The organism is Ruegeria sp. CG11, from assembly GCF_056537245.1.
Window position 1 is genome coordinate 16,786 of record NZ_JBQFRE010000004.1, and the last position, 23,790, is coordinate 40,575.

Genomic DNA, 23,790 nt, shown 5'->3' on the forward strand with positions numbered 1-23,790 from the left:
GTGAACGAATTAGCCGCAACACCCGCCCGATTGCTTCACATGGGCCGCTGCGGGTGCTTCGTTCAGGTTTGCGCCTCGACCCAGCCACGTCCTGTCCGCCAGATAAAAGTCCACAAAGCGGCGGACGAAGTCACCGGAAACGGATTTTTGCGGGATACCTGTGGCCAGAAGGGCCTGTTGCCATGCTTTTACTTTGGGAAAGGCTGCCAGCATATCATGGCCGCTGTGATCGCCCACAAGCGCAGCCCGGTGCAACAGGGGCAGCCATGCCATATCGACATTGCCCAGCGTTTCCCCCGCAAAGAACCGACCATCGCCCAGATGCTGTTCGACCCTCGCGAATGCAGCGTTCAGCTTTGCCACACGATCGGAATACGCCGCACCGTCGGCGCTTTGCATGGTGCTGCACTGAACCAGATAGTGCTTGGTGGCCTGATAGATCCAGGCGCGGTTCAGGGCGTGTTGCTCGGGCGTCAGGCCGGGCTGCAACGGGGCGGTGACATCATCAAGGTACTCCGCAATCGCGTCGGATTCGAACAGCGGAGTGCCCCCTTCGGTCACCAGAACCGGCACCTGACCGGTGGGAGACAGGGCCAGAAACCAGTCGGGCTTGTCGCGCAGGCAGATGTAATCGATCTGATAGGCCACTTGCTTGGCCTCAAGCAACGCAGTGATGCGCTGCACAAAGGGGCAGATGTCAAAGCTGATGATGCGGATCATTGGTCATTCCTTTTGCTTGCTTCACCTGTCAGACGAAGCTCGCGCCAAAAAGACGACGATCAGCTCAACATTTTTTACAAAAGTCGGATTTTTCCTGCACGTCCCGGATCGTCCCCCGCACGTCCATCGAAAATTTGCAGCAGTCTTCAAACGCCTTGCGCAGCTGGGCCCGGCCCTTTTGAACGCGGGATTTTAGCGTTGAATAGGACAAGCCATGCGCCTGCGCATACTCGCGCTGAGACATCCCATTGATGTCTATGGCCATCAGTATCTCGGACATTTCCGTAGGCAGACCGCGGATAAAGGGTTCGACGCAGTCCTCAAGCTCTTGGCGGATTGCAGGTTCATTGCGGTGGTACCACAGATCATCGGGGTGCGGCTGCGCACGACCTGACTTGCGGTAATGGTCAATGATGGCGCGGTCTGCCGTTTGAAACAGCCATGGCTGTAGCTTGGCCGGATCTTTCAAACCGGGCAGGCCAGTGAAAACCTTGACCGAGATCTCTTGCAGCAGGTCATCCACATCCGCCGGGTTCGCGACCCGCCCGTGCAAAAAGGCCTTCAGGCGTGCGCGGTATTGCGGCCAGATGTCCTCGATACGCATACTGTATTATGACAGATGGTCGGCAAACGCGTCTACAACCTGCTGGTAGACCTCGCGCTTGAACGGCACGATCTCATCGATCAGCTTGCCCGGTTCCTGCCATTTCCAGCGGGTGAATTCCGGGTGGTCGGTTTCGATATTGATCTGATCGTCGCGGCCGGTGAAGCGCAGCAGGAACCATTTCTGCTCCTGCCCGCGATAGCGGCCTTTCCAGATGTTTGGCACGATGTCATGCGGCAGATCATAGGGCAGCCAACCTTCGGTCTCGGCCACGATCTCGACCAGATCAGCCGTCACGCCGGTTTCTTCCCTCAACTCGCGCAGAGCCGCGTCGCGGGGGGCTTCGCCCTTGTCCACTCCGCCCTGAGGCATCTGCCAGGCGTCCGCGTGACGGTCATTGCGCTGGCCGACGAAGATCTTGCCCTCGACATTCATCAGCATCAGACCGACGCAGGGGCGATAGGGCAGTTTGGCGATTTCTTCGGGGGTCATGCGCGGCCTCGTACATTGCTCTGGCAACTCTGTATCAAGCGGTTCAGGAACAGCAAAGGGTGTGACGTTAGGTTCTGCGTGACAAAGGTGACGTGAACGTCAATCTAATTCTTAAGAATATCGGGAGGGAGAGTTCGCCATGACTGCGTACCCAAACATGCTGGCCCCGCTGGATCTGGGCTTTACCACGTTGAAAAACCGCGTCCTGATGGGCTCGATGCATACCGGGTTGGAAGAGACCGGCGACTGGAACCGGGTGGCTGAGTTTTATGCCGACCGGGCCCGTGGCGGTGTGGGGCTGATGGTGACGGGTGGGATTGGCCCGAACCTTGAAGGCTCGGTTCTGCCCGGCGCGTCGATGATGACCAACGACAAAGAGGTGGCGAACCACGCGATCGTCACCCAGCGGGTGCATGAAGCGGGCGGCAAGATCGCCATGCAGATCCTGCACGCGGGACGCTATGCCTATGGTCCCAAATGCGTGGCACCCAGCCCGGTGAAGTCCCCGATCTCGCCCTTCCCGCCCAATGAGCTGGATGAAGAAGGCATCGAGAAACAGATCAGCGATATCGTGAACGCCGCCGTTCTGGCCCAGAAGGCAGGCTATGACGGGGTCGAGATCATGGGCTCCGAAGGGTATTTCCTGAACCAGTTCCTTGTCACCCATACCAACAAGCGTGAGGATCGCTGGGGCGGGTCCTATGAAAACCGGATGCGCCTGCCCATCGAGGTGGTGCGCCGCACGCGTGAGGCCGTAGGCACCGATTTCATCATTATCTATCGCCTGTCGATGATTGACCTGATCCCCAATGGCTCAACCCATGAAGAGGTTGTGGAACTGGCCCAGCGGATCGAACAGGCCGGGGCCACGATCATCAACACCGGCATTGGCTGGCACGAGGCGCGGATCCCGACAATTGCCACCAGTGTTCCCCGTGCGGCCTTTGCCTGGGTGACGAAAAAGCTGATGGGCAAGGTCGGCATCCCGGTGATCACCTCGAACCGGATCAACACGCCTGAAGTCGCCGAAGAGGTTCTGTCCACCGGCTGCGCCGACATGGTGTCGCTGGCGCGTCCGATGCTGGCGGATGCGGATTTCGTGAATAAGGCGATGGCCGGTCAGTCGGCGCAGATCGCGCCCTGTATCGCCTGCAACCAGGCTTGCCTGGACCACACCTTCAGCGGCAAGCTGACCTCGTGTCTGGTCAACCCGCGTGCCTGTCACGAAACCGAGCTGGAAATCGGCAAGGCCGAGACACCGAAAACCGTTGCCATCGTAGGTGCCGGTCCGGCGGGCCTGTCCACCGCCATGACCGCCGCCCAGCGCGGCCATGACGTGACCCTGTTCGACCGCGCCGCCGAGATCGGTGGTCAGCTGAACATGGCCAAACAGGTGCCGGGCAAGGAAGAATTCTGGGGTCTGGTCGATTGGTATCGCACCATGATGGCCGATCTGGGCGTGAAGCTGGAACTGAACCGCGAGGTCAGCGCAGACGACCTGAGCGGCTTTGACGAGGTGGTTATCGCCACCGGCGTCACGCCGCGCGACCCGCAGATACCGGGGCAGGATCGCGACAACGTCGTTAACTATATCGACGTGCTGCGTGACAAGGCCGAGGTTGGCAAATCCGTCGCCGTCATCGGCGCAGGCGGTATCGGTTTCGACGTGTCCGAGTTCCTGCTGGAGAACGGCCACAGCATCACCACCGACCTGCCTGCCTGGATGAAGGAATGGGGCGTGACCGACCCGGAGCAGCACCGCTCGGGTCTGGCGCCCGAGGGCCCGCAACCCGAAACGCCCGCGCGCGACGTTACTCTGTTGCAGCGCAAGAAACAGGCACATGGCAAGGGGCTGGGCAAGACGACCGGCTGGATTCACCGTGCAACGCTGAAGATGAAGGACGTCAACTTCGTGGGCGGCGTGAATTACGAGCGCATCGACGACGACGGCCTTCATATCAGCTTTGGCGAAGAACGTGCCGACCCGACGGTTGTCGCGGCCGATACGATTGTCCTGTGCTCGGGCCAGGTGTCCGAGCGCAGCCTTGCGGATACGCTAATCGACCGCGGCATCACCCCGCATGTGATCGGCGGCGCTGATTTGGCCGCCGAACTGGACGCCAAACGCGCGATCAATCAGGGCACGCGGCTGGCTGCAACATTCTAGGCGCACCGCCCTGCGCCTTGCGTTGCCCGCCGACATATCGTGAACTCGCGCGGTAGCCTTCCGTTCCGGAGAAACCGCGCCAGAGAATGACCCACGAGACGCTCCAGACCCCGTCCCGAAATGTTCCGCTTTTGGCGGGACAGGGGGCTTTTTCTGTGATGGCGTGGTCGATGGCCAGCCCCTCGGTCGTGCTGACGTTTCTGGCAGTGTCGATGGATTTACCAATCTTTTTGGCCGCTGCGCTGGTGGCGATCCGCCATACAGCCGGAACCTTGGCCGATATCTGCGCCGCCGGACCAATCGGGCGTCTGGCGCAGAAGAAAGCCGCCATTGCCCGGATCGATATCGTGGTCGGGCTGTGTTTCGCTGCCGTTGTACTGGCCGTGACCCATAGCGACCGGACCGTCGTGATCGGGGCGCTCGTCGTTGGGATTTTCCTGATCGGGTTTTTGGAAGAGGTCAAAAGCCTGCTGATCATCGAGTTTGTGGGTGACAATCTTCCGTCCCGCGACCGGATGCGTGTGAGCTATTCGCAAAAGGCAATCGGCGGTGCGGCCACGATAGCGGCTGTTCTGGTGCTGCATCAGATCTTTCAGGACGCTCCGGCCCTGACGCGCCACAGTATGGTGGTCGGGTTCGGTGCGCTGTGCTTTGCCGTGTCGGCGGCACTGGTGATGGCGTTGCAAGAGCACCCGGGTAAAGCGCAGCAGGCAACCAAAGAGACGCGCATTGAGTCGATGCGCGCCTTCTGGCGAGATGCGGCGCGTTTATTGGTCGAGCCATGGTTTCAAAAGTACATGTTCGTCCGGCTTACTTTTGTCTTGGCAGGATTATCGGTGCCATTCTTCGCCCTGATTGCGGCGGAGGCACATCACAATTCCGAGCAGGGGCTCACGGCGCTGGTCGTGTCATCAGCGGCCGCCCTGATGGTGGCTGCGCCGCTTTGGCGTGCTCTGTCAGGCTATTCCAACCGTTCGGTCATGATCGCCGGAGCGGCGATGATCGCCGTTTCCGGCATTTGTCTGATCGCACTGCACAGCCAAGGGCTGGATCATACGGTACACCTGCACGCGGTATCCCTGTTCGTGGCGACCGTCGCGGTCACGGGGCTGGGCAGCGCGCGGACGCTGTATTTCATGGACATCGCCCCGAAAGAGCAAAGGATTGCCGCGCAAGCGATTTCAAAAACACTCGGGCGGCTGGCGATTATCGCGGTATCGATGCTGCTGGCCGCCATTGCGCATCATGGTGCGGTCTTGTGGGCGATTGTAGCGATCTCAATCGGCAGTCTGCTGGCAATCGTTGCGATTCTGTCCTTTGTGGGTGCGCCGCCTAGTGGTGAAGCAGGGCAGAACACAACATCGGCCTGAGGGCACCTTATTCCACCGTAATCGTGATCACCTCGGACACAATCGGGGTGGAATGCGGCACATGACCCGCATCACCCAGCACCAGTTGCAGCGTGTGATCACCTGGGGCAAGGTCCAGCGTCACTTCGGTCTGGCCGCCACCGAAATGCAGGTGGTTGTCGTCCGCGGGCAGGCCATAGGCCAGCTCATCCGCGCCGTCCTCGCCCTCACCCAGCGGTGGGCGGTCGATCAACAGGTGATGGTGGCCAGTGTTTTCCTTTTCAGTCCCGGCAGGGGCTACGCCCATGCCGCTGAGGCCAAAGACCACGGTAACCGGGGATTGCACGGTGTCCCCGTCGGCCAGGTTCACGAAATAGACTTTCGCGTCGGGGTTGGATGCAGTTTCCCCTCCGGCCAGCGCAAGGGTTGCGGACAGGCACAGGGCAGCTAGGGCAAGCAAGGCTTTCATGATCTCCTCCGTGGTCACAAATTTGCCATGCTCACCTTAACACAGTCGGGCACAAACGCCGAAATCCCCTGCCTTTCAAGCTCTGTGGTGACCCTGGAAACCATTGTTTCCGCGTTTCCCAACTGCAAACGATCTGATTTAAATCCCTGATATTATCCCATGTCTGCCCTGTTTCCGCCCAGATTGACGGCGAAAGTCGGGCAAAGACTATGCACCCGGGGAACGAGAATGGATCGACTTACCGAAATGGAAGCCTTTGCCAATGTGGTGGACCAGGGTGGATTCACCGATGCGGCCAAGAAGATGGGCATCTCCAAATCGGCCGTGTCAAAGCACGTGTCTAGCCTTGAGGCCCGCTTGGGCGCACGGCTGCTGAACCGCACGACACGCCGCGTTTCCCCCACCGAGATCGGGCTGGCCTATTACGACCGCGCCCGCCGCGTGCTGAACGACGCGGGCGAGGCAGACGCGCTGGTGACCTCGATGCAGTCCGCACCCTCAGGTCTACTGCGGATCAGCGTGGCAACGGATTTCGGCGTGAATCATTTGTCGCCGGTTCTGTCCAAGTTTCTGGCCGCCTATCCCGACATCACCGTCAACATGGTGCTGAACAATCGCTATGTTGAGCTGATCTCGGAAGGCTTCGACGTCGCTGTGCGCATTGGCGAGCTGGAAGACAGCACCCTGCGCGCCCGCAAGCTGACCGAAACCGTGAAACGCATGGTCGCCGCGCCCAGCTATATCGAAAAATTCGGACGGCCGCAGAAAATCGACGACCTGAACGAACACAAGCTGCTGCATTATTCCAGCCAATCCTCGGGCAACGTGTGGAAACTGACGGCCCCTTCGGGTGAAAAGCGGCAGGTCCGCACCGCTGGCTGGCTGAGCGTCAATGACGGTCAGTCGCTGTTGAACGCGGCCATCTCGGGGCTGGGGATCGCATATTTGCCCAGCTACCTTTATGCGGACGCGCTGAAATCCGGAGCGGTTCTGGATGCGATGCCGTCGCTGCCCGACGAGGTGCAGGGCATCTATGCCGTCTATCCGCCCGGCCGCTTTACTCAGCCAAAGGTGCGGGCATTCATCGATTTTCTGGTAGAGGCTTTCGCTGAAAAAGGCCAGATGGACTGGACGAGTTAAAAGGACGTTCAACAGTTTGGCAGAACCTTGAACGGGTGCGGTTTAACGAATGAGTACAGCTATTCAGACCGAAGAAACTACTAATCCGACTGCAGGCGACCCAGTTCTGGAGTCGTCGCCACATCCCGCATCTGCCGTAAGCGAAACCACTGGTTTGGTTGGTCTGGTTTCACTTATAACCGCAACGCTCGCTGCAAACTATTTCGACATTTCGCTGGGGCATTCCATCCTGCTTTTGCTGGCCGGGGCCGCACTGCCGATGATTGCAACGTCGATTCTGCTGGACAAAGCCCATTTGCGCGCATCTACAGGGCTGGATTACAGGCTGAGAAGACAGTCTTCAGAAGTTATTTCGTTGACTGTTACGAAGACTCTGGGTCTCGGATCAACCTTGTTTATCATCGCGATGGCTTACCAGATCATCCCGACCTATGACGAGTCAAAATATGATCTCGTCCGAGCGTTGACCCTCGAATGGCTGCCGGTGTTCTGGATAGTGTCACCGGTGTACATCGCCTTTACCTCCCGGCACATGGTTGAGCCGCGCGACGAACTTTGGCACTTCGGAAAACTGGTTGCCTTGCACTTCTCGGTTGTGGACTCCCAAAAGATCAAAGACCATTGCAGGGCGTGGCTGGTCAAAGGGTTTTTTCTGGCCTTTATGATCTCAATCTTGCCTGAAATTGTTGATTTTGCGATCAATGCCGACATTGGCACGTTTTTTGCCAAACCCGTTTGGGCCATTATATTGCTGATGCAAATCTCATTTCTTGTGGATGTCTGCATCGGGACTATCGGGTACATTTGCACATTCAAAATTCTGGATTCGCACATCAGAACTGCAAACCCGTACTTATCCGCCTGGGTGGCAGCTTTGTCGGTTTACCCACCTTTCGTCCTGACGGCCGCCGGAGGTCCGCTTGACTATCGCACAGGCACGCAGGAGTGGAGCTTTTGGTTGGCCGATCAGCCTACAGCTTTGATCCTGTGGGGGGGCACAATCCTGGTCCTTGCGATAATTTACGCTTGGGCAACTGTCGCATTCGGAATTCGGTTCTCAAACCTGACTCATCGCGGGATCATCACATCAGGGCCATATCGTTACGTTAAGCATCCAGCCTATCTGTCCAAGAACATCATGTGGTGGCTGCTCTATATGCCGTTTCTTTCGGATCTGGGTCTGGCGGCTGCACTTCAAAGTTGCATATTGTTGCTTGGGGTAAACGCGATCTATTACGCACGCGCCAAAACGGAAGAAAAACACCTTATGGCAGATGCGGACTACAGAAAATACTCGGATTGGATAGCGACCAACGGTCTGTTTTCGCGCTTGGCAATACGCAGTCGCGATCAGAGTTCCTAAAAACCACCACTCGTATTCGGCCGCAAATCCGTAAAGCCACCAATCGTCTTCATTTCGTCAACATATCGACGTTTTTACCCGCATATATGAAGAGAACATCAACTATCTCCCCGGTGAACCTCGACGGCCCGCGCATCTGTGCGGGTCTTTTTTGTCCGTTCAGAACCGTTCGACCCAGGGGCGAAGGGTCAGTTCGTCACTCCAGGCCGAGCGGTCCTGATGGATCAGATGCATGTATTCCCGCGCGATGGCATCCGGGTCCAGCATTGCATCGGGCGTGTCGTCAGCGGCAACCCGGTCGGGGTTGCGGATACCGCCGTCGATATTGACCCATGCCACGTGGATACCCCGGGGGTGCAACTCGCGCGCCATGGATTGCGCCAGCCCCCGCTGCGCGAATTTACCCATGGCAAAAGGCGCCGACAGAGGAAATCCTTTGACCCCGGCCGAGGCACCGGTGAACAGGATCGTGCCACGCCGGTTGTCACGCATTGGCTGATCCAACATGCGCCGGGCGGCGGCCTGGCCCAGCAGGAACGCCCCGTGCGCGGTCACCTCAACTGCCTTGCGGACTGTTTCCGGATCAAGCTCGGTGATCTGGCCGCGTTGCCGGGCCGAGGGGTTATAGCACGCAACCCGCAGCTCACCCGGCAGGCCCTCAACCAGCGCTGCCACGCCTTGGGCATCCGTGCCATCCAGCTGATGCAGCGTCGCTCCTGTCTCGGCGGCCAAGGGCCCCAGATCCGATACGTCGCGGGCCGTCAGGTGCACTGCAAAGCCCGCCTGCGACAGTGCCCGCGCAAACGAGGCCGACAGACCGGCCCCCGCGCCAATGATCACTGCTTGCGGCGTTGGTGTCTGGTCGGGCATGTGGACTCCTTTCGCTTTGATCAGCTCGCCTGTCTGACCTATGTCACCGAGCTTAATTGACCAGCAAAACCGCCTCGACCCGGCGGTTCAGATCGCGGCCTTCGGGCGTGGCGTTCGAGGTCAGCGGCGCCAAATACCCAATACCGCGCGCCTCGATCCGGTCGGCGGCAACACCGTGCGCTTCGATCAGACGAGCGCGGACCGCCTGCGCCCGGCCGGTGCTGACCGAAATATTGGCATCCAACGCGCCGGTGTCGTCCGTGTGACCCACCAGTGCAAGCCGTGTATCGGGGTTGTCTGTCAAAAAGGTCGCGATCTGGTCCAGCGAGGCAAAAGGACCTTCGCCCAGCGTAATCTCTCCGGTGCGGAAATGCAGATCGTCCAGAATCACATGCCCGTTCTGTTCCAGCGCCACCAACATCCCGTCGGACGTATCGGCCGTTTCCTCGATCACCAGTGGCGGCGGGGCCTCTGCGTCAACCGGGGTGACACGGATCAACTGAATGTACCCACTGGGCGGGTTGCGACTGACCAGCAGGCTCAGCACATCGTCGCCTCGCGTGGCAGACAGAAATCGGTAATCCTGGATCGCCACGTACATGTCAGGAGTCGGGACCACTTCGGTTCCGAACCGGAAATCGAACCCGCCACAGGCGCGAGCCTCGCATTCGAACAGCACGTCATAGCCCTGCGCCACGATCTGCTCACGCAGCGGCGCCAGCAGTTGCAGCGTCGTGCTGGAGCCCGATTGCAGGTGCCATGTTATCCGTTCGACCCGCCCCTCGACCCGCTGTGTGGGCAGGGTGCCGTCGGCAAACGGGCCGGTAGGCAGATCATAGCTGTCCAGAGGGCTGATCCGGTCGCTGATCTGGCGTGCGCCCGAGGGCATCGTCAGGTCCTGCGCAACACCCGGCCCGGCCAGCAGCAACAGGATCAATGAGGCAAAGCGGATCATCGGGCATGCGCGTGGTATTGGTCGTTCGGAACCATCGCCGTGGCGCTGGCGACCCGGTTCGACATGTTGAAAAAGCCGGTCACGTTGGCAATGTCCCAGATATCGCGATCCGTGAAACCCGCATCCCGCAAGCGCTGACGGTCGGACTCCTCGATCTCGGTGCTGGCGGTGGTCATCTTGGCGGCAAAGTCCAGCATCGCCCGCTGGCGTGTGTCCAAAGGCGCGACGCGGTAATTCATCACCAGCATCTCGCCCAGCTGCGGATCACCGGACAATTGCCGCACCGCTGCGCCATGAGCCACGAGGCAGTAGAAGCATTTGTTGATCGCCGATACGACCACCGCGATCATCTCACGCTCCAGCTTGCTGAGGGCGCTGTCGCCCAGCATCAGGTCATTATACATCGCAGTGAAGGCGTTCAGCTTGTCGATGTCAAAGGCATAGGCCCGCAGCACATTCGGCACAAAGCCCAGTTTCTCCACGCAGATATCGAAGTATTTCTGCGTCTCGGGCGGCAGCGGGTTCACCATCGGCAGGTCCAGCGCGGTGGGGGCGGTTTGGTCGGTCACGTCGGGCTTTCTCCTTAAACAAGCTGACGGTAGTGGTATTCGCCGACAATCTCCATCCCGAGCGCGCGATAAAGCCCGTTGGCCCCCGCGTTTGCCTTGGTACAGATCACGCTGAGCGTTTCTGCCCCGTTGTCCCGCGCCCAGAAGGCGGCGGCGCGCATGGCCCAACCACCCAGGCCCTGACGGCGATGATCGGGCAGGATTTCCAGCGCGTGCACCATCGCGACCCCGTCGTGAATCGCCACGAAACCGGTCCCGGCAGGCTGATCGCTGTGACGCAGCAGCAGGCCGGTTTTCGGACCCTGCGCGCGCTCCATCACCGCCACCCGCTCGGGGCCGATGCCGCCCTTCGCCCAGATCTCACGCATGATCGCCAGCGGCTCGGGCGTGAGGAACACCGTGACGCGGGGGATCGGCAGTTCCGTCAGATGATCGGTCGGACAGGCATAGATGTTGACCGGGTCCAGAACCTGATACCCACGCGCGGCCAGTTGTGCATCCAGCGCCTCGTCCCCCGGACGCAGGCAGAAGATACGCTTTTGCCCCATCGCCTGCATCGCGGCTTCAGCGGCGTCGATATCGGCCTCGCTTGCCGGGGCCAGCGCATTGGCCGCGGATACACGAGATCCACCACCCTGCCCTTGCCGCAGTTGAAACGGCCCCAGCCGCTCATACCCGGCAGCAGGCCATGTGCCGTCAACAATGTCGGCCCAGTTGACGCTCACAGATCAAGCTCTTTCGCAAGCCGGGTGGTGGCGGCATCGATACGCGCACCATCGGTGCCGCGCACCACGACATTGGCGCCAAAGACACCGTTGATCTGGAACGGATAGCACCCGATCGACAAATCCGTGAAATCATCGGCCAGTGCCGAAAGCGTGGCGGCGATATCGCCTTCGCCCCGGTCCACCCGCAGGGTTTGCGACAATAGCGGGCTGCCCCCGGTCAGGCCTTGCAGGACACTGGCAACCATTGCCTGAAACACCGATGGCACCCCTGCCATCACATGCACGTTTTCAATGGTGAACCCCGGCGCGGCCGAGACCGGGTTGTCGATCAGCACTGCCCCGTCCGGAATGCGCGCCATGCGCAGGCGGGCCTTGTTCAACTCCAGCCCCGACTTGTCGTAATGCGCCTGCAGCAGCGCCCGGGCATCGTCGCGAATGTCGATATGCGCCCCGAAGGCGCGCGCAATGCAATCAGCGGTGATGTCGTCATGGGTGGGGCCGATCCCGCCGCTGGTAAACACATGGTCGTGGCCGTCGGACAGCGCCTTTACAGCCGCGTCGATCGCCGGGGCATCGTCGCTGACGATCCGCACCTCTTTCAGATCGATGCCATGTTTGGCCAGTTCCCCGGCGAGATAGTGCATATTCGCATCGCGGGTCCGGCCCGAGAGGATCTCATCCCCGATCACCAGCATTGCTGCGGTTGGATTTGCCATGGTGCGCCCCCTCTTGATCGACCGTTAGGGCAGGTATAGGCCCTGAGACATGCGATTTGAAACCCCCCTTGTCCCCGCCCGCCTGATCCGCCGCTACAAACGCTTTCTGGCGGATTGCACGCTGGAGGACGGGCGCGAGGTCACCGCCCACTGCGCCAATCCGGGTTCGATGATGGGGCTGGCCGAGCCGGATGAGAAAATCTGGCTGGAGCCCAATGACGATCCGAAGAAAAAGCTGAAATACGGCTGGCGGCTGGTCGATCATGAAAACGGCCATTTCACCGGGGTCGATACCTCGGTTCCGAACAAAGCCCTGCGCGCGGCGCTGGAGGCGCGCGAAATCCCCGAACTGGCCGCCTATGAAACCGTCCGCCCCGAGGTGAAATACGGCGAAAACAGCCGCATCGACTTTCTACTGACCCAGCCCGGCCTGCCGGATGCCTATGTCGAGGTCAAAAGCGTAACCCTGTCCCGCCAGCCCGGTCTGGCCGAGTTCCCCGACAGCGTCACCGCACGCGGCACCAAACATCTAGGTGAGCTGGCAGCGATGGCTTCGCAAGGGCACCGGGCGATCATGCTGTATCTGGTACAGCGCACCGATTGCGACCGGTTTACGCTGGCCTCCGATATAGACCCGGCTTATGCGGCAGCTTTCGATGCCGCGCAGGCGCAGGGGGTGGAGCGGTTGGTGTATAGGACGAACATTACACCCGAGGCGGTCTCAGTGTGCCTCTTTTCCAGGGTTACACAATCATGTGGGTAGCGATTTTGCATCATTCACTCGCATAAGTTGCCAATTGTAGACAAAATTCTTTCTTAGAACTGCCCGAGTTGTGTAGGAATTATATCGCAAAGTTGGACTTTAGGACATTTGACCTTTCGATGAGAAAACTTGCTCAGGTTATCTTCTTTTCTGGCTTTTTGTTGATGCTCGCAGCGGCGTTTATGGCGTTCGAGAAGCACATGACCGACGACCGCAGAACAGCATCGCGTAATAGCATAAACGCGTGGCTGGACAAAAATAGCGAGCAATATGAACAAAACCGAAAGGATGGGTGTCGCCGCAGATGTGGCGGGTTCGGGTCGTTGTCGCACGCAATTGTCAACCTGCGCGACGGAATCTTCCTGTCCTTACCGTTTTCCCCGAGAGACGTTTTGCCGGACGCCCCGACAGGTTGGGTGAAATCCGAGTATAGCCTCGAAAGGCTGCAAGAACACCTGGGCAATGAGTTTCGAAAACCCAAGTTTATCTACGTCACAACTGAAGACAAGATTGCTCGATCGCTCGAGAGAATCCACGACAATCCCAAAACGGGTGCGATCGCAATTTACAGTAAAGATGACAACGTCATCGTTGTGGCGATCAAAGTATCACGCAAAGGTATCCGCGCAGCGATGGAAGGCAAAAATCACCGCTACGAGACGGGCTTGAACCGCTATGCAAGCCTTGATGGTGTAAAGCTCCGCCAGTACTCGCAATATTCGTACAACTCGGACACCAACAAATACAGACCAGTGCTCTACCGACGTTTTCTGATGGAGCTACATGGTCAGGTCGAAATGACGGTTCTCGCCAAAGCATCTGACGCGGAAATCCAGACGATGTTGTCGCATCTGGATATGGCAACAATCGTCAAAGATCTTCCGATCATCCCCAAAGGCTATGCCCCCGGAACGGGCGTAACTCTGGCAACGCCGGTGGTAAGCGCCCTCGAGTGATACATGCGGCGCTACCTTGCCGCAGTTTTCGCCTCGTCCTGCACTTCCGGCCACAGTCTGGCGTCCAAACCCTTCACAAACGGTTCCAAGTGATCCGCCACCGCTTGCCAGCCTCCGACCGAGGCTGTGTTCACCGGCTGCCGGGCCTGCAGGTTACTGGCCGTTATGATCGCATTTGCGGATTGGTCCGGCGTCAACATGGTGTCTTCGAAGGGCAGGTCACAAATCCGCGCCAGTTCCTGCGCAGTGTCCTGAAGGTTGCTCACCAGTGTCTCATACCGGATGTCGTGAATGCGGCCCGGCAGAACCTCATGCCAATGGCGCATGTAACGCTGATACCGGTTGGCCTCGGCCGCCATCCAGTTCAGATCATGGGTGTAATACAGCCCACCCCCGCCAAAATTCGCTCGCCACATCGACAGAGCGACATCGCGCGGGTCGCGCAGGACGTTGAAGATCACGGCGCTTGGAAACGCCTGCGCGATCTCACCCAGAAAGGCATAGTTTCCGGGGGCCTTGTCGACAAATGCAACAGCATCCTCCGGCACGGCAGGCAGTTTGTCCAAATAGAAGTCGGCCAGTTTATGGGCCGTGAGCCATTCCGGCGGTTGCGCTTCGGCCTGACGGGCCCATTGGTGGACCGAGGCCAGCTCACCCAGCCCCTGAACAGCGGAATGGCGGGCCAGAATACGCTCGACCAGCGTGGTGCCGGACCGGGGCAGGCCGACCACGAAAATCGGCCGGGCGGCGCTTGCGGACGGCTCGGTATCCGCGGCGGGCAGAGGGGCGGCCAACCGTTTGGCGCAGTCTTTCACGCTGCTCTCTTCCCAGGTTTCGAACCCGTTGCGCTGCAATTTGTGGGCCTCGGCCAGATGCTGCATTTCCTGCGCGGTGTTCTTTTGCCGACGCGCCAGACTGGCCGCAGCAAAACGCAGTTTCACCTCATCCTCCGGGTTGTCCGCGGGGCCGCGTTCAAGTGACTTGGAAATGCGGCCCTGCAGCATGGCGATGTCGTCAAAGGTGAGGTTCGGCAGCCCGGCCATTATTTCCAGCGCTTCCGGATGCTCTGGCGCCTGCGCCAGAACCGCGCGGACGTTTTTCAGAACGTCACCCAGTTGACCCAGACCAAGCTGCGATCTGGCCAGCCGCAGCAGACCGGGAAGGTATTTCGGTTGCTTCTTGATCAGCGCGGTCAGCACATCGACGGCATCCTGCCATTGGTGCATCGAATCCAGAATGTCCGCCTTAAGAATCTGTGCATTCGGATTGGCAGGTTCGCGACTCAAAACCTGCTCGACATCGGCCAGTGCCTGATCCGGTTCCTGCTCTTGCAGCAGAGCCAGCGCGCGAATGAACTGCTGGGCGGGGCTCAGCGGACCGCGCGCGGCGATCTTGGCCAGGAACTTCAGGGCATCGGCGGGATCGCCCCCCTGAACCAGGCTGAGCGCATAGTTCTGGATCAACTCGGCGTTTCCAGGGTCCAGCCGCCAGGCCTGTTCGAAATGGGTCTGGGCAAGTTTGGGTCTTTGTTGCTGCACTGCGCTAATACCCGCAAGTCTTGGCAGGGCCGCAACTTTTGGCCATTTCTTAGCAGCCTTTGTGGCCCGTTTGAACGCACGATCCGGCCGTCCGGCCTTGAGCAGTTCGCTGATGCTGGCAATCTCGGCCCTCAACTGGTCAGCTTTTCTCTGCATCTGCCTGCCCTTCTCTGTTTCGTGTGCCCGCCCGGACTTGCCTTGTGCTAGTTCATTATTACCTGTGGGTCTACATGCGATCGGGCGTCGATCCGGCGCGGTTCTGCCATTGCGACCCGACGCCCTCTGGTACTTTCTGCACAAGCAGCGTAAAAGGAATGCTGCGCGAAACATTTGGAGCCTCGCATCCATGAAAGAACATCGTGGCCGCCTGACCAAGGACGGTATCCGCATCTATGAACAGGGTGACTTTGCCGGTATGCACGCGGCAGGGGCCTTGGCGGCGCGGATTCTGGATGACATCGCCGAGCACGTCTTTCCCGGCCAGACCACTGGCGCGATTGACGGGCTGATCACCCAGATGGTCGAGGACGCGGGTGCAACCTCGGCAACCATCGGCTACAAGGGCTATCAGCACGCCAGCTGTATCAGTGTGAATCACGTGGTCTGCCACGGCATTCCCGGCGACAAGCGGCTGAAGGATGGCGATATCCTGAATATCGACGTCACGGTCATCGTTGACGGCTGGTTCGGCGATACGTCGCGCATGTATGTGGCGGGTAAACTGCCGCGCAAGGCCGAGCGTCTGATCCAGGTGACCCATGATGCCCTCTTCAAAGGGATCGAGATGGTCAAGCCGGGCAACACGTTCGGGGATATCGGCCACGCGATCCAGGCCTATGTCGAGGCGCATCGGATGAGCGTTGTGCGCGATTTCTGCGGCCATGGGCTGGGCCGCGTGTTCCACGCACCGCCCAACGTGCTGCATTATGGCCGCCCGGGCACCGGCGCGGTTCTGGAAGAGGGCATGTTCTTCACTATCGAACCGATGGTCAATCTGGGCCGCCCCGAGACCAAAACGCTGGCCGATGACTGGACTGCCGTAACCCGCGACAAGTCGCTGTCGGCGCAGTTCGAACATTCGGTGGGTGTGACGGCGGATGGGGTCGAGATCTTTACCCTGTCACCGGGCGACAAGTTTCACCCGACCTATTCCTCCTGATCGGCGGCCCGATCGCGTAATAGTTTCAGCAACAGGGTTTCCTGACCCCATGGCGTAACCGCGTCATGGATGAACACCGGCGCGCGCGTGGGTTTCCGCTCGGGTCCGGTGGTTGCGTCGGTTTCCTGCGGAACTGTCCAGATCGGATGTGTCAGGGCGCGGTCCATGTGCCGATACTAGCACGCCCCGGTCAAATCCCCAAAAGCGCCGTAACCTCACCCATGTCAGTGATGACTTCGGCCCCGAGCTTGGCCAGTTTTTCACCGTCCCCATGCGGCGCATAAGCCAGACAGCGCATTTCGGCACGTATTGCGGCGGTGACACCGCTGGCGCTGTCCTCGATAACCACGGGCCGTAAGGCACCGAACTGTTTCGCTGCCGTCAGGAACATTGTCGGGTCGGGCTTGGCCGTGCCCAGCACATGTGCCGAGAACATCACGCCCTGAAAACGATCCCAAAGGCCGTTCTGGCCCAGCGTGATCTTCATCTTGTCCGGGCTGCCATTGGAGGCAACGCAGAAAGGGATGCCCTCGGCGTCCAGCATGGTCAGTAATTCCGAAACACCCGGCATCAGGCCCACACCCTGCCGCAGGCGACCGTAGGTTTCAGCATAGACCTCATCGACCCAGTCATCCGGCAGGTCTGCACCCAGTTCCCGAGCCTTGTCCCGAACACCGGTCATGGTGCCGCCCACGAAAAACCCCACGCTGTCCTCAAGGGTCAAGTCCAGACCATAGCGCCCGAGATTGTCGACCAGAACCTGATTGGACAGCGGCTCACTATCGACCAGAACGCCGTCGCAATCGAAAATGACCAGATCATGCATTCGGGGTATCGCTCCACATCAGGGTGACATGCGTGTCACCGTATTTGCGGCTATCCTGCAAGGTGAACCCCGCAGGGGGTTGCATCGGGGCGTTTTCTTCCCACACGATCAGGGCATCGTCAGCGATCCAGCCCTGCGAGAGGGCGGCGATGGCTTTCTGGCCCATGGACTTGCCATAAGGCGGGTCCAGAAAGATCAGATCATAGGGCGCGTCCGCGTTTTCCCCCAACCGCGTGGCATCGCGGCGGATCAGATCGGTGCAGTCGGCGCTGCGGGTCAGGTCGATATTCTTGCGGATCAGACCCTGCGCCACGCGCCCGTCATCGACAAACGTCACGTGCGCGGCCCCACGCGACAGCGCCTCAAGCCCCAACGCACCGGTGCCTGCGAACAGGTCCAGCACGCGCAGCCCGTCAAAGTCGATCTGATGGCTGAGCACATTGAACAGGCTTTCGCGCACGCGGTCGGTGGTGGGGCGCAAATGTGCGCCCGCATCCCCTTTACCGACCGAGGCCAAGGCGCGGCCCCGGAACTCTCCGGCGATGATCCTCACGCCTTGAGCAGCGGTTTCAGGTCCGCATCAGGGTTGGCCACGATGGCAGGATCGGCGGTCTTGCCCGATTCAATCAGGCGTTTGCCGACCATATAAGCGCGCGGATCGTTCATCGCGTCCACTGCAATCAGTTGATCACCCTTGTAGTACCAGAAGGACACGGTCTGCCCTTCGCCCTTCCGGGTCACTACGCGGTCGTACCCGGTATTCAGGCCCGCAATCTGCAGCTTGACGTCATACTGATCCGACCAGAACCACGGCGTTGCCACGTAGTCTTTGGCTGCGCCCAACATGTTCTGGGCCACGATCTCGGCCTGATCGATCGCGTTCGGGACACTTTCCAGACGGATACGTCCTTCGCCATGCGGGAAAGAGGCGCAATCGCCTGCCGCCCAGATCGACGGATCAGAGGTACGGCCATGGGCATCGGTCTTGATGCCGTTGTCCAGTTCCAGACCCGCCATTTCCGCCAATTGGGTCGAGGGGGCAATGCCCACGCCGACAACGACGAAATCGACCTGCAACTCAGTGCCGTCAGTCAGAACGGCCCCAATCACCTTGCCGTTTTCTCCGACCAGGCGCTCCAACCCGACACCTTCTCGGATATCGGCGCCATACTCAGCATGCAGCGCGCGGAAATAGTCACTGGTCTCGGGCGCGGCGACCCGTTGCAGGATTCGGTCGGCCATCTCGACCAAGGTCACCTTGACCCCGCGCTTGGCGCAGACCGCCGCGGCCTCAAGCCCGATATAGCCACCGCCCACGATCAGCGCGCGTGCGCCGTCTGTCACGCGGGGCTCCATCTCGTCGATATGGGCCAGATCGCGCACCACATGCACGCCGTCCAGATCACCACCAATCGCGGCAGGCAGGCGGCGCGGGTCCGACCCGGTGGTCAGCGCCAGTTCGTCATACGAGATCACCTCATCACCGACGGTCACGGTCTTGGCCTGCGGGTCAATCGCCGTCACGCGTTGGCCAAGTCGCAGGGTGATGTTGTTCTCTGCATAGAAACTCTCGGGCCGCAGGAACAGGCGCTCCAGCTCCATCTCGCCCAGCAAATAGGCCTTGGACAGCGGCGGGCGCTGATAGGGCAAATACGGCTCGGCCCCGATCAGGGTGATGTCCCCGTCAAACCCGTCCTTGCGCAGTCTGGCGACAAGCGATGACCCCGCCTGCCCCGCACCGATCACGACAATATGGCTCATGTTCCTCCCGCCCTGTCGAATTCACGTGGTCTCATCCACACGACCACCTATATTGCGGCTAAGCCCGACTCTGCAAATCCAAACGACAGGAGCTTAAAATGATTTCAACAGGTGATATGCTGCCCGACGCCACACTGATGCAACTGGGCGCAGACGGCCCCGAAGAGGTGCGGATTTCAGACAAGACCAAAGGGCGCAAAGTGGTGATCTTTGCCGTACCCGGCGCCTTTACGCCGACCTGCCATTCCGCCCATGTACCCAGTTTCATGCGCACCAAAGATCAGTTCGACGCCAAGGGCGTGGACGAGATCATCTGCGTCTCGGTCAACGACCCCTTCGTGATGAAAGCCTGGGGCGAGGCCACCGGCGCGACCGAGGCCGGCCTGACCATGCTGGGCGACGCTGCCTCCGAGTTCACCAAGGCCATCGGCATGGATTTCGACGCTCCGCCCGCCGGTCTGATCGCGCGGTCCAAACGCTATGCCATGCTGGTCGAAGACGGCAAGGTCACCGCCCTAAATCTGGAAGAAAACCCCGGTGCCTGCGAGATTTCGGCCGGTGAGGGCCTGCTGGACGTGATTTGACACGGCGTGGCCCCGGGTGACCTTGGGGCCATGACCACCATTTAACTTGATGCGTCGTCCTGATCTGCCAATATTCGAATAATGCAATCAGGAGTTTGTTTGATGAAACTGAAAATCCTTACCCTAGTGCTGGGCACTGCGGGGGCGCTGGCTGCCTGCGGCCCCGCCCCGACACCGCAACAACAGGCGGCGCGCCAACACGAAATCGCTTGCCTCAGCGGATCGCTGGGCGGTGCGCTTATCGGTGGTGCCATCGGCAACCAGTTCGGTGGCGGGTCAGGCAAGTCCATCCTGACAGGGGCAGGCGCGGCCGCCGGCGCTGTTCAGGGTAACAGATACGCATGCTGAGGAGAGCCGGAATGACACGTGGATTTATTATCGCTGCGGCCGTTTTGCTGGCCGGTGCCGCCTCGGCCGAAAACGTTGCCGAGCTGCACGAAAACGAGCTGAGAGCCATCGACAAGAACAATGACGGTTTCCTGTCGCGGGAAGAATACGACGCTTTTGCCGACTACGCCTTCGAGGCGATGGATGTGAACAAAGACAGTTCGGTGGGACTGCAGGAAGCCAAGCCGCATCTGGACGAAGACCAGTTTCGGGACGTTGACCGCGATAACGATGGTTTCATCTCAAGGTCGGAATTCGACACACAGATGAACGACGATTTCCTGTCGGCCGACAAGGACCAGGACGGCCAGTTGGATTAAACCGGACGGCCTCGCGCCTAGCGGGGCCATCCACACGTGGGGCGTGCCATGCAAAAATGGGGACTTCTCTGCATTCTGAGCCTGCTGGCGGCCTGCGATGCTCCGCAGGCGCCGGTGGTGACCGGGCCGGACGGGCAGGCGCGCATTCAGATCAATACGTCCGGGCTGACCTGTTACAACAACCGCTGTCTGGACATTAACCCGGCCGCACGCAGCGTGCGCCAGATCGGCAATCGGACGACACGAATTCCTGCGGGCATAGATGTCAGCAATGGCACCGTAACTCCTGCAGAGTTTGCGCAGATGGGCACCGCCGCATCACTGGCGGGCGGTGTCGGTTCAGGCAATCGTTAACAGAGGCTGTCCATTTTTCGGGCAAGCTTGGCGTCCAGCGCCGACAGCCCGCCTACGTCATGGGTGGCCAGCGTCACCTCAACCGTGCGATAGACGTTGGTCCACTCGGGGTGGTGGTTCCATTTCTCGGCGAAAATCGCCACCTGTGTCATCCAGCCGAAGGCGTGTACGAAATCCTCAAAGATGAACGTCTTGGTCATCGCATCCCGGCCTTCGACCATGGTCCAGCCATTCTTGAACAGCGGGTCCAGCAGCGGCCCGCGGGTCTCGGTCGACAATAGTTCGGTCATTGCTGTTCCTCCGGGTTCAATTTCCTGAACGGGCCGTATTCCGTCAGGATCTCGATCTCTTCTCCCACTGCGGCGGCCTCGGCGTCCAGATATTTTCGGATCGCATCGGCAAAACCGGGGTCACCGACCCAATGCAAGCTATGCGTGCGCGTAGGCAAATAGCCTCGCGCCAGCTTGTGTTCGCCCTGCGCCCCGGCCTCAACCCGGGCCAGACCATGGGCAATGGCAAAATCAATCGCCCTATAGTAGCACAATTCGAAATGCAGGCAGGGGTGATGTTCGACGCAGCCCCAATAGCGGCCAAAAAGGGTTTCGCGCCCGATGAAATTCAGCGCCCCGGCAATCGGGTAACCGTCGCGTTCCGCCAGCACCAAGGCCATGTCATCCGCCATGGTTTCCTGAGCGATATCAAAGAATTGACGCGCCAGATACGGCATACCCCACTTGCGCGACCCGGTGTCCTGATAGAACCGCCAGAAGGCATCCCAATGCTCCGGGCGCAGCTCGTCGCCGGTCAATGTGCGAATCTCACCGCCGAACCCGCAGGCCTGGGCCCGCTCCTTGCGGATATTCTTGCGTTTTCGCGAGGACAGCGCATCCAGAAAGCCGTCGAAATCCGCGTATGCGTCATTGAGCCAGTGAAATTGCTGCGACGTACGCAGCATAAGGCCCATCTGTTCGCCGGCGATGGCCTCATCTTCGGTGCAGAAGGTGGCGTGCAGCGATGACACCCGATTGTCGGCGGCCAGTTGCACCGCGCCTTGTACCAGCGCAGATATCCCCACTGCCTCGTATCCCGGCCGTACCAGAAAGCGCCGACCAGTGGCGGGGGTGAAGGGCACGGCGATCTGCAGCTTGGGGTAATATCGCCCACCCGCGTTTTCATAAGCATGGGCCCAGTTGTGGTCGAAAATGTACTCGCCCTGACTGTGCGACTTGGCATACATCGGCGCCGCCGCGATCAGCATCCCATCCAGATAGGCGGTCAGATATTGCGGCTGCCAGCCGGTGCCCCGCCCGACCGAGCCACTGTTTTCCAGCGCCGACAGGAACCGATGGGTGGTGAACGGGTCCAGCGGCCGCCCGCCATCAGCGGCCTCCGGGCAGGCGCAACTGTCCCAATCCTCAGAGGAAATCTGCGACAGCGATCCCAGAATCTGAACTTCGATTTGCGCCTGATCCATGTGCCCTCCGCGTCTGACCTTTATCTGTGACGGAGGGGGATGGGTTCAACCCGGGTGTGGGGCCAAATAGCCTTCGAAGGTCACATTGTCGGCAACCTCGCGGGCCAGTGCCTCTTGTTCAGGCGACCGCACCGTCCAGCACAGAATCGGCACGCCCTGCGATTTCAGCTCGGCCACGCGGGGGCGGGACAGGTCTGCGGCCTCATGACTGATGAAACTGGCACCGACCCGGTCGAAATCGGGAATGTCGCGCAGATGATCGCAGACGGTCTGCGGCAACAGCTCGACCTTGGGCTGATAGGAACAGGTCACGATGCCACGCGGCAGATGCGGTGCAAGGCGCGCCAGTTCAGCCACCGAGTTGGGGTTGAACGACATCAGCGCCACCGGCCCGTCATAGCCCTGCAACGCGCGCACCGCGTCGGCCTCAAGCGGCCCGACATCGGGGCCCATCGCGCCGTCCTGATCCTTGAACTCGATCAGCAGCGGTACCTTGCCACCCACCATCTCAAGCACCTCGTCCAGTGTCGGGATGCCATCTTCAGCGTGCAGCAGCTGGGTGGCCTGCGCCTGCGCCGCCGAGATCTGCTGAATCGGGCCGGACTGCCCGGTCAGGCGCGTCATGTCATAGTCATGAAACACCATCGCTTGGTTGTCCGAGGTCAGTTGCAGATCAATCTCGATGCCGTAACCGGCCTCGATCGCAGCTTGAATGGCCGCCCGGCTATTTTCCGGGCGGTTGTCCGATTTGTCATGCAGCGCCCGATGCGCGATCGGGGTCTGCAGGAACACGGAAGGCAGGCGCGGTGTCATTGGACCTCGAAAATGCCTTCGATTTCAACAGCCACACCCAGCGGCAGCGCGGCGGCACTGACGGCCGAACGGGAATGGCGACCGGCATCGCCCAGCGCTTCGACCAGGAAATCGGACGCGCCGTTGATGACCTGCGGCTGGGCGGTGAAATCTGCGGTCGAGTTCACGAAACCGGTCAGCTTGATCACCCGCACCAGCTTTTCAATATCACCACCACAGGCCGCCTTGACCTGCGCCAGCAGGTTGATGGCGCAGACCTTTGCCGCCGCCGCACCGGCCTCAACCTCCATGTCATCGCCCAGCTTGCCGGTGATCAGATCATCATCCTTGGAGATCTGACCCGACACATAGACGATGTTGCCGACCCGCACGAAGGGGACGTAATTCGCTGCCGGTGCGGGCGCGTCCGGCAGGCTAACGCCGAGGCTTTCCAGTTTTGCTGCGATGCTCATGAGGTTTCCTCCAAATCTTGAGTCGCGGCGAAGCTAACCGGGACGGGCAAATTCGGAAAGTCAGAAAACGGGGATGGACGTGCCTGAAAGGTGGGCGTAACTCTTCTTATTCCGAACAGTTGAAGCGGTGTCGCTTTACCTCAGCCCATCGGGCGGGTTAAACGCTATCTGTTTCATATTGGTTGTGAAACGTATATGTGACGTCGGATTAGGCCGCGCTATGTGGCCATAGGCAGTATTGATTGATAGTTCGGGTCAACG

General features: G+C 60.1%; 29 protein-coding genes. 11 read left to right on the top strand and 18 right to left on the bottom strand.

All coding sequences use genetic code 11. The annotated features are described in order from the left end of the window. Positions 1-9: 9 nt before the first annotated feature. From ACR0KW_RS11370 to ACR0KW_RS11380, 3 genes are all read right to left on the bottom strand, one after another. Complete coding sequence (locus ACR0KW_RS11370) at positions 10-720, bottom strand: glutathione S-transferase family protein (protein ID WP_480805088.1); 711 nt, start codon at positions 718-720, stop codon at positions 10-12. A gap of 64 nt (positions 721-784) precedes the next feature. Continuing rightward, positions 785-1,324 carry an RNA polymerase sigma factor SigZ gene (gene sigZ, locus ACR0KW_RS11375; RefSeq protein WP_480805089.1) on the bottom strand — a complete coding sequence of 180 codons (540 nt, stop codon included), beginning with the start codon at positions 1,322-1,324 and terminating at the stop codon, positions 785-787. A gap of 6 nt (positions 1,325-1,330) precedes the next feature. Continuing rightward, positions 1,331-1,816 carry an RNA pyrophosphohydrolase gene (locus tag ACR0KW_RS11380; RefSeq protein WP_480805090.1) on the bottom strand — a complete coding sequence of 162 codons (486 nt, stop codon included), beginning with the start codon at positions 1,814-1,816 and terminating at the stop codon, positions 1,331-1,333. A 139-nt stretch (positions 1,817-1,955) separates the two neighbouring features. Between ACR0KW_RS11380 and ACR0KW_RS11385 the strand changes: the two genes are divergently transcribed. Together ACR0KW_RS11385 and ACR0KW_RS11390 are read left to right on the top strand one after the other, a co-directional pair. After that, a complete protein-coding gene (locus tag ACR0KW_RS11385) occupies positions 1,956-3,983 on the top strand; it encodes an FAD-dependent oxidoreductase (protein ID WP_480805091.1) in 2,028 nt (675 codons plus the stop codon). Between the two features lie 86 nt (positions 3,984-4,069). Further along, complete coding sequence (locus ACR0KW_RS11390; RefSeq protein ID WP_480805092.1) at positions 4,070-5,353, top strand: MFS transporter; 1,284 nt, start codon at positions 4,070-4,072, stop codon at positions 5,351-5,353. Positions 5,354-5,360: 7 nt separating this feature from the next. Here ACR0KW_RS11390 and ACR0KW_RS11395 read toward each other — a convergent pair whose 3' ends face one another. Continuing rightward, the gene (locus tag ACR0KW_RS11395; protein ID WP_480805093.1) at positions 5,361-5,801 is read right to left on the bottom strand and encodes a DUF4399 domain-containing protein; all 441 of its coding nucleotides are present in this window, start codon (positions 5,799-5,801) and stop codon (positions 5,361-5,363) included. 228 nt (positions 5,802-6,029) lie between these two features. On the opposite strand from ACR0KW_RS11395, the gene ACR0KW_RS11400 reads away from it, so the two are divergent. Then, a complete protein-coding gene (locus ACR0KW_RS11400; protein ID WP_480805094.1) occupies positions 6,030-6,941 on the top strand; it encodes a LysR family transcriptional regulator in 912 nt (303 codons plus the stop codon). A 49-nt stretch (positions 6,942-6,990) separates the two neighbouring features. Then, positions 6,991-8,304 carry a methyltransferase family protein gene (locus ACR0KW_RS11405; RefSeq protein WP_480805095.1) on the top strand — a complete coding sequence of 438 codons (1,314 nt, stop codon included), beginning with the start codon at positions 6,991-6,993 and terminating at the stop codon, positions 8,302-8,304. 159 nt (positions 8,305-8,463) lie between these two features. Here the strand turns inward: ACR0KW_RS11405 and ACR0KW_RS11410 are convergent, their stop codons facing one another. From ACR0KW_RS11410 to ACR0KW_RS11430, 5 genes are read right to left on the bottom strand one after another with little or no spacing between them, the layout of a single operon-like run. Beyond that, on the bottom strand, positions 8,464-9,174 hold the full coding sequence (locus ACR0KW_RS11410) for an SDR family NAD(P)-dependent oxidoreductase (RefSeq protein WP_480805096.1): 711 nt from the start codon (positions 9,172-9,174) through the stop codon (positions 8,464-8,466). Between the two features lie 52 nt (positions 9,175-9,226). Beyond that, positions 9,227-10,129 (bottom strand): OmpA family protein, encoded by a 903-nt coding sequence (locus ACR0KW_RS11415; protein WP_480805097.1) that lies wholly within the window; start codon positions 10,127-10,129, stop codon positions 9,227-9,229. Continuing rightward, on the bottom strand, positions 10,126-10,698 hold the full coding sequence (locus ACR0KW_RS11420; protein WP_480805098.1) for a peroxidase-related enzyme: 573 nt from the start codon (positions 10,696-10,698) through the stop codon (positions 10,126-10,128). The genes ACR0KW_RS11415 and ACR0KW_RS11420 overlap by 4 nt, the downstream gene beginning before the upstream one ends. Before the next feature lie 14 nt (positions 10,699-10,712). Then, positions 10,713-11,423, bottom strand: a complete 711-nt coding sequence (locus ACR0KW_RS11425) for a GNAT family N-acetyltransferase (protein ID WP_480805099.1) — start codon at positions 11,421-11,423, stop codon at positions 10,713-10,715. After that, positions 11,420-12,142 (bottom strand): competence/damage-inducible protein A, encoded by a 723-nt coding sequence (locus ACR0KW_RS11430; RefSeq protein WP_480805100.1) that lies wholly within the window; start codon positions 12,140-12,142, stop codon positions 11,420-11,422. The genes ACR0KW_RS11425 and ACR0KW_RS11430 overlap by 4 nt, the downstream gene beginning before the upstream one ends. Positions 12,143-12,191: 49 nt before the next feature. Between ACR0KW_RS11430 and sfsA the strand changes: the two genes are divergently transcribed. Together sfsA and ACR0KW_RS11440 are read left to right on the top strand one after the other, a co-directional pair. After that, positions 12,192-12,905, top strand: coding sequence for a DNA/RNA nuclease SfsA (sfsA, locus tag ACR0KW_RS11435; protein WP_480805101.1), 714 nt, complete (start codon positions 12,192-12,194; stop codon positions 12,903-12,905). Between the two features lie 119 nt (positions 12,906-13,024). Beyond that, complete coding sequence (locus ACR0KW_RS11440; protein ID WP_480805102.1) at positions 13,025-13,861, top strand: hypothetical protein; 837 nt, start codon at positions 13,025-13,027, stop codon at positions 13,859-13,861. An 11-nt stretch (positions 13,862-13,872) separates the two neighbouring features. Here ACR0KW_RS11440 and ACR0KW_RS11445 read toward each other — a convergent pair whose 3' ends face one another. Next, positions 13,873-15,555 carry a tetratricopeptide repeat-containing sulfotransferase family protein gene (locus tag ACR0KW_RS11445; protein ID WP_480805103.1) on the bottom strand — a complete coding sequence of 561 codons (1,683 nt, stop codon included), beginning with the start codon at positions 15,553-15,555 and terminating at the stop codon, positions 13,873-13,875. Positions 15,556-15,745: 190 nt separating this feature from the next. Between ACR0KW_RS11445 and map the strand changes: the two genes are divergently transcribed. Next, positions 15,746-16,558: a type I methionyl aminopeptidase gene (map, locus tag ACR0KW_RS11450; protein WP_480805104.1), complete on the top strand. Its 813-nt coding sequence runs from the start codon at positions 15,746-15,748 to the stop codon at positions 16,556-16,558. On the opposite strand, the gene ACR0KW_RS11455 is transcribed toward map, so the two are convergent. From ACR0KW_RS11455 to ACR0KW_RS11470, 4 genes are read right to left on the bottom strand one after another with little or no spacing between them, the layout of a single operon-like run. Beyond that, positions 16,546-16,725, bottom strand: a complete 180-nt coding sequence (locus tag ACR0KW_RS11455) for a hypothetical protein (RefSeq protein ID WP_480805105.1) — start codon at positions 16,723-16,725, stop codon at positions 16,546-16,548. The two genes, map and ACR0KW_RS11455, sit on opposite strands and share 13 nt — an antisense overlap. Before the next feature lie 23 nt (positions 16,726-16,748). After that, positions 16,749-17,384, bottom strand: coding sequence for an HAD family hydrolase (locus tag ACR0KW_RS11460; RefSeq protein ID WP_480805106.1), 636 nt, complete (start codon positions 17,382-17,384; stop codon positions 16,749-16,751). Beyond that, complete coding sequence (rsmD, locus tag ACR0KW_RS11465) at positions 17,377-17,937, bottom strand: 16S rRNA (guanine(966)-N(2))-methyltransferase RsmD (protein ID WP_480805107.1); 561 nt, start codon at positions 17,935-17,937, stop codon at positions 17,377-17,379. The genes ACR0KW_RS11460 and rsmD overlap by 8 nt, the downstream gene beginning before the upstream one ends. Next, entirely contained in the window at positions 17,934-19,145 is a 1,212-nt protein-coding gene (locus tag ACR0KW_RS11470; protein ID WP_480805108.1) for an NAD(P)/FAD-dependent oxidoreductase, read from the bottom strand. The genes rsmD and ACR0KW_RS11470 overlap by 4 nt, the downstream gene beginning before the upstream one ends. A 98-nt stretch (positions 19,146-19,243) precedes the next feature. Between ACR0KW_RS11470 and ACR0KW_RS11475 the strand changes: the two genes are divergently transcribed. The 4 genes from ACR0KW_RS11475 (at position 19,244) to ACR0KW_RS11490 (ending at position 20,790) form a co-directional block, all read left to right on the top strand. Continuing rightward, positions 19,244-19,729 (top strand): redoxin family protein, encoded by a 486-nt coding sequence (locus tag ACR0KW_RS11475; RefSeq protein WP_480805109.1) that lies wholly within the window; start codon positions 19,244-19,246, stop codon positions 19,727-19,729. Positions 19,730-19,831: 102 nt separating this feature from the next. Next, positions 19,832-20,077, top strand: a complete 246-nt coding sequence (locus ACR0KW_RS11480; RefSeq protein WP_480805110.1) for a glycine zipper 2TM domain-containing protein — start codon at positions 19,832-19,834, stop codon at positions 20,075-20,077. An 11-nt stretch (positions 20,078-20,088) separates the two neighbouring features. Beyond that, on the top strand, positions 20,089-20,436 hold the full coding sequence (locus ACR0KW_RS11485) for an EF-hand domain-containing protein (RefSeq protein ID WP_480805111.1): 348 nt from the start codon (positions 20,089-20,091) through the stop codon (positions 20,434-20,436). A 48-nt stretch (positions 20,437-20,484) separates the two neighbouring features. After that, positions 20,485-20,790 carry a hypothetical protein gene (locus ACR0KW_RS11490; RefSeq protein WP_480805112.1) on the top strand — a complete coding sequence of 102 codons (306 nt, stop codon included), beginning with the start codon at positions 20,485-20,487 and terminating at the stop codon, positions 20,788-20,790. Here the strand turns inward: ACR0KW_RS11490 and ACR0KW_RS11495 are convergent. From ACR0KW_RS11495 to ACR0KW_RS11510, 4 genes are read right to left on the bottom strand one after another with little or no spacing between them, the layout of a single operon-like run. Beyond that, complete coding sequence (locus tag ACR0KW_RS11495) at positions 20,787-21,080, bottom strand: 4a-hydroxytetrahydrobiopterin dehydratase (protein WP_170401200.1); 294 nt, start codon at positions 21,078-21,080, stop codon at positions 20,787-20,789. The genes ACR0KW_RS11490 and ACR0KW_RS11495 overlap by 4 nt on opposite strands. Beyond that, positions 21,077-22,264, bottom strand: a complete 1,188-nt coding sequence (locus tag ACR0KW_RS11500) for a GNAT family N-acetyltransferase (RefSeq protein WP_480805113.1) — start codon at positions 22,262-22,264, stop codon at positions 21,077-21,079. Before ACR0KW_RS11500 ends, ACR0KW_RS11495 begins: the two co-directional genes overlap by 4 nt. A gap of 45 nt (positions 22,265-22,309) precedes the next feature. Further along, the gene (locus ACR0KW_RS11505) at positions 22,310-23,077 is read right to left on the bottom strand and encodes a glycerophosphodiester phosphodiesterase family protein (protein ID WP_480805114.1); all 768 of its coding nucleotides are present in this window, start codon (positions 23,075-23,077) and stop codon (positions 22,310-22,312) included. Beyond that, the gene (locus tag ACR0KW_RS11510) at positions 23,074-23,529 is read right to left on the bottom strand and encodes a RidA family protein (protein WP_170672873.1); all 456 of its coding nucleotides are present in this window, start codon (positions 23,527-23,529) and stop codon (positions 23,074-23,076) included. The genes ACR0KW_RS11505 and ACR0KW_RS11510 overlap by 4 nt, the downstream gene beginning before the upstream one ends. Positions 23,530-23,790 lie beyond the last annotated feature (261 nt).

What these genes read in the sequence shown, in the direction of transcription:
- sfsA (WP_480805101.1), top strand. Translation starts at nt 12,192, where the DNA reads ATGCGATTTGAAACCCCCCTTGTCCCCGCCCGCCTGATCCGCCGCTAC.
- ACR0KW_RS11430 (WP_480805100.1), bottom strand. Translation starts at nt 12,142, where the DNA reads ATGGCAAATCCAACCGCAGCAATGCTGGTGATCGGGGATGAGATCCTC.
- ACR0KW_RS11370 (WP_480805088.1), bottom strand. Translation starts at nt 720, where the DNA reads ATGATCCGCATCATCAGCTTTGACATCTGCCCCTTTGTGCAGCGCATC.
- ACR0KW_RS11495 (WP_170401200.1), bottom strand. Translation starts at nt 21,080, where the DNA reads ATGACCGAACTATTGTCGACCGAGACCCGCGGGCCGCTGCTGGACCCG.
- map (WP_480805104.1), top strand. Translation starts at nt 15,746, where the DNA reads ATGAAAGAACATCGTGGCCGCCTGACCAAGGACGGTATCCGCATCTAT.
- ACR0KW_RS11480 (WP_480805110.1), top strand. Translation starts at nt 19,832, where the DNA reads ATGAAACTGAAAATCCTTACCCTAGTGCTGGGCACTGCGGGGGCGCTG.
- ACR0KW_RS11405 (WP_480805095.1), top strand. Translation starts at nt 6,991, where the DNA reads ATGAGTACAGCTATTCAGACCGAAGAAACTACTAATCCGACTGCAGGC.
- ACR0KW_RS11385 (WP_480805091.1), top strand. Translation starts at nt 1,956, where the DNA reads ATGACTGCGTACCCAAACATGCTGGCCCCGCTGGATCTGGGCTTTACC.
- ACR0KW_RS11400 (WP_480805094.1), top strand. Translation starts at nt 6,030, where the DNA reads ATGGATCGACTTACCGAAATGGAAGCCTTTGCCAATGTGGTGGACCAG.
- ACR0KW_RS11485 (WP_480805111.1), top strand. Translation starts at nt 20,089, where the DNA reads ATGACACGTGGATTTATTATCGCTGCGGCCGTTTTGCTGGCCGGTGCC.
- ACR0KW_RS11380 (WP_480805090.1), bottom strand. Translation starts at nt 1,816, where the DNA reads ATGACCCCCGAAGAAATCGCCAAACTGCCCTATCGCCCCTGCGTCGGT.
- ACR0KW_RS11505 (WP_480805114.1), bottom strand. Translation starts at nt 23,077, where the DNA reads ATGACACCGCGCCTGCCTTCCGTGTTCCTGCAGACCCCGATCGCGCAT.
- ACR0KW_RS11390 (WP_480805092.1), top strand. Translation starts at nt 4,070, where the DNA reads ATGACCCACGAGACGCTCCAGACCCCGTCCCGAAATGTTCCGCTTTTG.
- ACR0KW_RS11410 (WP_480805096.1), bottom strand. Translation starts at nt 9,174, where the DNA reads ATGCCCGACCAGACACCAACGCCGCAAGCAGTGATCATTGGCGCGGGG.
- ACR0KW_RS11500 (WP_480805113.1), bottom strand. Translation starts at nt 22,264, where the DNA reads ATGGATCAGGCGCAAATCGAAGTTCAGATTCTGGGATCGCTGTCGCAG.
- ACR0KW_RS11455 (WP_480805105.1), bottom strand. Translation starts at nt 16,725, where the DNA reads ATGGACCGCGCCCTGACACATCCGATCTGGACAGTTCCGCAGGAAACC.
- ACR0KW_RS11470 (WP_480805108.1), bottom strand. Translation starts at nt 19,145, where the DNA reads ATGAGCCATATTGTCGTGATCGGTGCGGGGCAGGCGGGGTCATCGCTT.
- ACR0KW_RS11415 (WP_480805097.1), bottom strand. Translation starts at nt 10,129, where the DNA reads ATGATCCGCTTTGCCTCATTGATCCTGTTGCTGCTGGCCGGGCCGGGT.
- ACR0KW_RS11440 (WP_480805102.1), top strand. Translation starts at nt 13,025, where the DNA reads ATGAGAAAACTTGCTCAGGTTATCTTCTTTTCTGGCTTTTTGTTGATG.
- ACR0KW_RS11510 (WP_170672873.1), bottom strand. Translation starts at nt 23,529, where the DNA reads ATGAGCATCGCAGCAAAACTGGAAAGCCTCGGCGTTAGCCTGCCGGAC.
- ACR0KW_RS11490 (WP_480805112.1), top strand. Translation starts at nt 20,485, where the DNA reads ATGCAAAAATGGGGACTTCTCTGCATTCTGAGCCTGCTGGCGGCCTGC.
- ACR0KW_RS11445 (WP_480805103.1), bottom strand. Translation starts at nt 15,555, where the DNA reads ATGCAGAGAAAAGCTGACCAGTTGAGGGCCGAGATTGCCAGCATCAGC.
- sigZ (WP_480805089.1), bottom strand. Translation starts at nt 1,324, where the DNA reads ATGCGTATCGAGGACATCTGGCCGCAATACCGCGCACGCCTGAAGGCC.
- ACR0KW_RS11395 (WP_480805093.1), bottom strand. Translation starts at nt 5,801, where the DNA reads ATGAAAGCCTTGCTTGCCCTAGCTGCCCTGTGCCTGTCCGCAACCCTT.
- ACR0KW_RS11460 (WP_480805106.1), bottom strand. Translation starts at nt 17,384, where the DNA reads ATGCATGATCTGGTCATTTTCGATTGCGACGGCGTTCTGGTCGATAGT.
- ACR0KW_RS11475 (WP_480805109.1), top strand. Translation starts at nt 19,244, where the DNA reads ATGATTTCAACAGGTGATATGCTGCCCGACGCCACACTGATGCAACTG.